The sequence below is a fragment of the Mesorhizobium sp. WSM4807 genome (genome assembly GCF_055811615.1).
In genome coordinates this window covers 1-4178 of record NZ_JBVVQY010000080.1, presented here as the reverse complement: position 1 = coordinate 4178, position 4178 = coordinate 1, and the positions used below count along the sequence as shown (strand labels likewise).

The 4178-nt window shown below is 63.0% G+C and carries 3 protein-coding genes and 3 pseudogenes; 2 read left to right on the top strand and 4 right to left on the bottom strand.

Annotation, left to right across the window (positions count from 1 at the left end):
- Nucleotides 1–185 precede the first annotated feature (185 nt).
- Nucleotides 186–608, top strand: a complete 423-nt coding sequence (locus tag AC0L3N_RS33645; protein WP_473551972.1) for an IS4/Tn5 family transposase DNA-binding protein — start codon at nt 186–188, stop codon at nt 606–608.
- Here the strand turns inward: AC0L3N_RS33645 and tnpC (AC0L3N_RS33640) are convergent.
- Nucleotides 590–1256: pseudogene (tnpC, locus tag AC0L3N_RS33640) on the bottom strand (IS66 family transposase); the annotation flags it as partial. The gene AC0L3N_RS33645 and the pseudogene tnpC (AC0L3N_RS33640) sit on opposite strands and share 19 nt — an antisense overlap.
- 73 nt (nt 1257–1329) lie before the next feature.
- On the opposite strand from tnpC (AC0L3N_RS33640), the pseudogene AC0L3N_RS33635 reads away from it, so the two are divergent.
- A pseudogene (locus tag AC0L3N_RS33635) lies at nt 1330–2357 on the top strand (IS110 family RNA-guided transposase).
- A 241-nt stretch (nt 2358–2598) separates the two neighbouring features.
- Here AC0L3N_RS33635 and tnpC (AC0L3N_RS33630) read toward each other — a convergent pair.
- The 3 genes and pseudogenes from tnpC (AC0L3N_RS33630) to AC0L3N_RS33620 form a co-directional block, all read right to left on the bottom strand.
- A pseudogene (gene tnpC / locus AC0L3N_RS33630) lies at nt 2599–3469 on the bottom strand (IS66 family transposase); the annotation flags it as partial.
- Complete coding sequence (gene tnpB / locus AC0L3N_RS33625; protein WP_473551969.1) at nt 3421–3882, bottom strand: IS66 family insertion sequence element accessory protein TnpB; 462 nt, start codon at nt 3880–3882, stop codon at nt 3421–3423. The pseudogene tnpC (AC0L3N_RS33630) and the gene tnpB, both read right to left, overlap by 49 nt.
- A complete protein-coding gene (locus AC0L3N_RS33620) occupies nt 3879–4079 on the bottom strand; it encodes a transposase (protein ID WP_473551967.1) in 201 nt (66 codons plus the stop codon). Before AC0L3N_RS33620 ends, tnpB begins: the two co-directional genes overlap by 4 nt.
- Nucleotides 4080–4178 lie beyond the last annotated feature (99 nt).

Below are 4178 nucleotides of genomic sequence, written 5' to 3'. Positions count from 1 at the left end.
ATGGCGACCCAGTGTTAACCGCGAAGAGAACCACAGAGCCGGCAGGAACATGGATACGCCGAAAAGGAGCTTGCAATGTATGCATCCGGTGAGGCTTCCGATTACCCACATCGTCGGCGGGCCTATTGCCCCGTATGAATCTGCCGTGCTTCTGTCCGTGACGCCGAATCACGGAGGCGTCACGGATGCGAGACAAGAACGGCAGCAGCGAAGCCGCTTGGCAGGAGGAAGAGCTTTCTGCGGCGGCCCTTCCCGACAAGCGTGTGGCCCGTCGGCTGCGACGGTTGCTGGATCAGATGTCAGCTGCGCCGGGCAAGCCAATCCCGGCGGCCTGCGGCGACTGGGCGGCGGCGAAGGCGGCCTACCGCTTCTTTGACAACCCGCGTGTGACCGAACATAGCGTTCTGGCCGGCCATTTCGCCGCGACCGCGGCGCGCATTGCGGCGAGCGAAGGTCCGATCCTTATCCTGCAGGACACGACCGAACTTATCTACAGCCGCGCGCAGCCGGGCAAAATCGGCTTCACCAAGACCATCAACGCCGGGCGCTACAAGGCCGGGCAGCCCAACGTGCTGACTTTGTGGGGGGTGCTGACGATCAGGCTGTAGAGAAAGGCAGCGCGCTGTCCGCCGCGATCGGAACCGCAGAACAGCCAGGACTTTCTACCGAGAGCGATGCCGCGCAGGGCTCGCTCGGCTGCATTGTTCGATAGGCAAATCCGGCCATCGTCGAGGAAACGGGTGAAGGATGACCAGCGGCGCAGCATGTAGTTGAAGGCGTTGGTCAGATCGTGTCCGCTCGAGAGCTTGTCGCGCGCGTCTCGATCATCCAGCGCTCGAGTTCGGTGACCAGCGGCACGCTCCGCTCCTGGCGCACGGTGTGGCGTTGGGCCGGCGACAGGCCGTTGATCTCGCGCTCGATATCGAACAGGGCACGATGCGCTTCACGGCTTCAACCGCCAGCGGATCGACCAGCTTGGGCTTCTCGCCGCGCGCCTTCTTGCGCGCCGCCGTTTCGATATCGGCCAGTTCGAACACTTTGCGCCGGCTGTGGGCCCAGCAGCTGGCTTCCAGAACAGGCGCCGGCTGACGACCCGTCGCATAGAGATCTCCATAACCACCAAAGGCATCGGCCTGCAGAATGCCGCTCCAGCCGGCGAGATGCGCCGCGGGATGTTCCCCTCGACGATCGCGGGAATAGTAGAACACTGCCGCCGGCGGATCGGCGCCGCCGAACGGTCGGTCATCGCGCACATAATGAGATGAGATGGACGGCCTCCCACCGCTTAGCCGATCATGCCGAATGGAGGGGGAGAAAGAGGAGATGATCATGACAGTCGTTACGATAGGGCTCGACACATCGAAGAGCCGGTTCCAAGTGCATGGGGTCGACGAGGATGGGCAGGTCGTCCTCCGTCGCAATTTGACTCGCAGCAAGGTTCTCACCTTTTTCGCTAATCTTCCGCCTTGCACGGTGGGCTTTGAAGCGTGTGGCGGCGCGCATTACTGGGCGCGGGAATTGGCCAAGCGCGGGAATTGGCCAAGCTCGGGCACGCGCCGCGCTTGATGCCGGCGCGCTATGTCCGGCCCCTACGTGAAGACAAACAAGCACGACGCCGCTGACGCGGAAGCCTGTTGTGAGGCTATCCAGCGGCCCGGGATGCGATTTGTCCCGCTCAAGACAGTCGAACAGCAGAGCATGCTGATGGTGCATCGCGTTCGCGAGTTGCTGATCCGGCAAAGAACCGCTGCGGTGAATGCGTTGCGTGGCCATCTGTCAGAGTTCGGCATCGTTCGGCCCAAGGGAACTGCCAAGGCTAGGGAACTGATGGACCTGGTCGCCCTCGATGATCGCACCCCGGCGGTTGCCCGCGACGCGCTCCAGAGCCTCGTCCGTCGAATCCGCGATAGCGAGCAAAAGATTGCGGCTTTCAATGATCAGATTCTGGCTATGGCGAAGGAGAACCAGACCTGCCGCCGCCTGATGAGTGTTCTCACCATCGGTCCCTTCGCATCGACAGCGCCCTTTTGGCGACCGTCGGTGATCCGCGTTATTTCTCCTCCGGCCGACATTTCGCGGCCTGGTTGGGTCTCGTGCCCAAACAACACTCCACCGCCGGGAAGGAGAAGCTCGGCGGCATCAGCAAACGAGGCGACAGCTATGTCCGAAAGTTACTGATTCACGGCGCCCGAGCCACCATTCATAACGTTCGAAGCGGACGGGTTAAGGGAGCGTGGATTTCAGGCCTGCTAGCACGGCGGCATTTCAACGTCGCAACAGTTGCACTGGCAAACAAGACCGCTCGGATCGCCTGGGCGGTGATGATAACGGGGCAGAGCTACCGCGCAGCGATCTAAAGGACGTCGCTGCTCAGTTTCGGCAATGCGAGGGCGTTGAAGTGTGATGGCAACCCGGTCGGACCGGGATCGACCGAACCCGTTGGACCTATCGGGCCATCATGCCCGTCAACGTAATTGGGTGTCGATCCGCGGATCTCATCGAGGTCAGCAGCAATGGCTGCACCAAAGACCGAATAGATAGCTGCAACCGATAGTTTGTCAGATCACCAAAACGCACTTGCAGAAAGGAGGCCGTCCATAGATAGGTCCATAATCGGCCGGTATCGGTCTTGCCCTTGGCCAGGACCGGAACCGTCGTATCGTCGCCGTGGAGACGTGAAGCGGCCAGTACATGGGCTTCTAGCCGCTTGAACAGCGGCATTAGTACTGCAGCGCCGGCGCCGACCTGGTCAGCTAGGGTCGACAGGCTGAGCGGCACGCCTTCGCGGGCATAGCGTTCAGCCTGGCGGTTGAGCGGCTGATGCTGGCCGAACTTCTCCACAGGATCATCGCCAGCAGGCCGGGACCGGCCCAGCCGCGCGGAGTGGCGTGGAATGGCGCCGGAGCCTGGCTGATCCCCTCGCAGTCGCGACAGGTGAACTTCTCCCGCACGTGCTGGATCACCTTCCATTGCCGCGGCACCACCTCCAGTGTCTCGGTGATATCCTCACCCAGCTTGCGCAGCCGATGACCGCCGCAGCAGTGGCAAGCGGCCGGCGCCGGCTCGACCATGCGTTCGCGCGGCAGATGCTCGGGAAATGGCTGGCGCGCCGGTCGTTTGCGCACATAAGGCGCCACTTCGGTGGTGCGGGCCGCGGCCTGTTCGGCGGCGATCTCGTCTTCCGTTGCCTGCTCTCGAGTTCCTCGAAGGTGAGCTCCATCTGGTCGTGCAGACGGGTTGAACGTTCAGAACTCTGACCATGCAGCGCCCGCTGCAGCTTCCGGATCGTCAGATCCTGATGTGCGATCAGCGCCGCATCATCGGATGCCTTGGCCCTGGCGACCGCCAGTTCGGCCTCGACCAGCGCAGCGCGCGCGGCCTCGTCTTCGGCTCTGGCCAGGGCCGCGGTCAGCGCTGCTCTCAGCGCGCCGATATCGTCCGGAACAGCATCCAGGGCGGTGGCATCCATGCCCTGGAGTGAATCATAAAATGCGTCCGCTGACTCGCGGAAAATGGCGCAAACTCAAAGAAAAACTCGCCCGCGCGCTGGGGACGGAACGTGTGACGCGGGTTGCGCCAATCGATCCCGTCGAGCATGTAGGCGAGCTGCGACGGGGATATGGAAACCATATCGTCCCCCGGCGACGGCCATAGAAACCGGCCCTTCTCGAGCCGTTTTGCATACAGCGACATGCCGAGCCCATCATGCCAGATAATCTTGATCAAATTGCCGCTGCGGCCGCGGAAGACATAAGGATCGCCGGCACGCGGATCCCGGCCCAACGTCTCCTGAACCTGCAGAGCGAGGCCTTGCATCCCGCGACGCATATCGGTCCGGCCGACCGCCAACCAGATCCGCACCTGGCTCGGAACCGGGATCATGAAACGCCCAGCGCCTTCACCATCGCCGCCGCCAGTGTCGGCGGCGTGGTCAGCGGAATCCGCAGCCGCACCTTGCCGGCGACCTCCAGCTCGATCACCGCTGGTTGCGCCGCCGGCACCGAAGCGGCGACAGGCTCATCGGGAACCACGACAACTTCGGCAAAGCCCGTCTCGCGGCTCTCACCGTGCGGCGCCACTTATACAAGTCTGTTGCGCGGCCCCTCGCGCCTGCTGATGGCGAGCTCCGCCTCGGAACCCCTTGTCGGCACCCTGCAGGGCACGCCGACCAGAACACT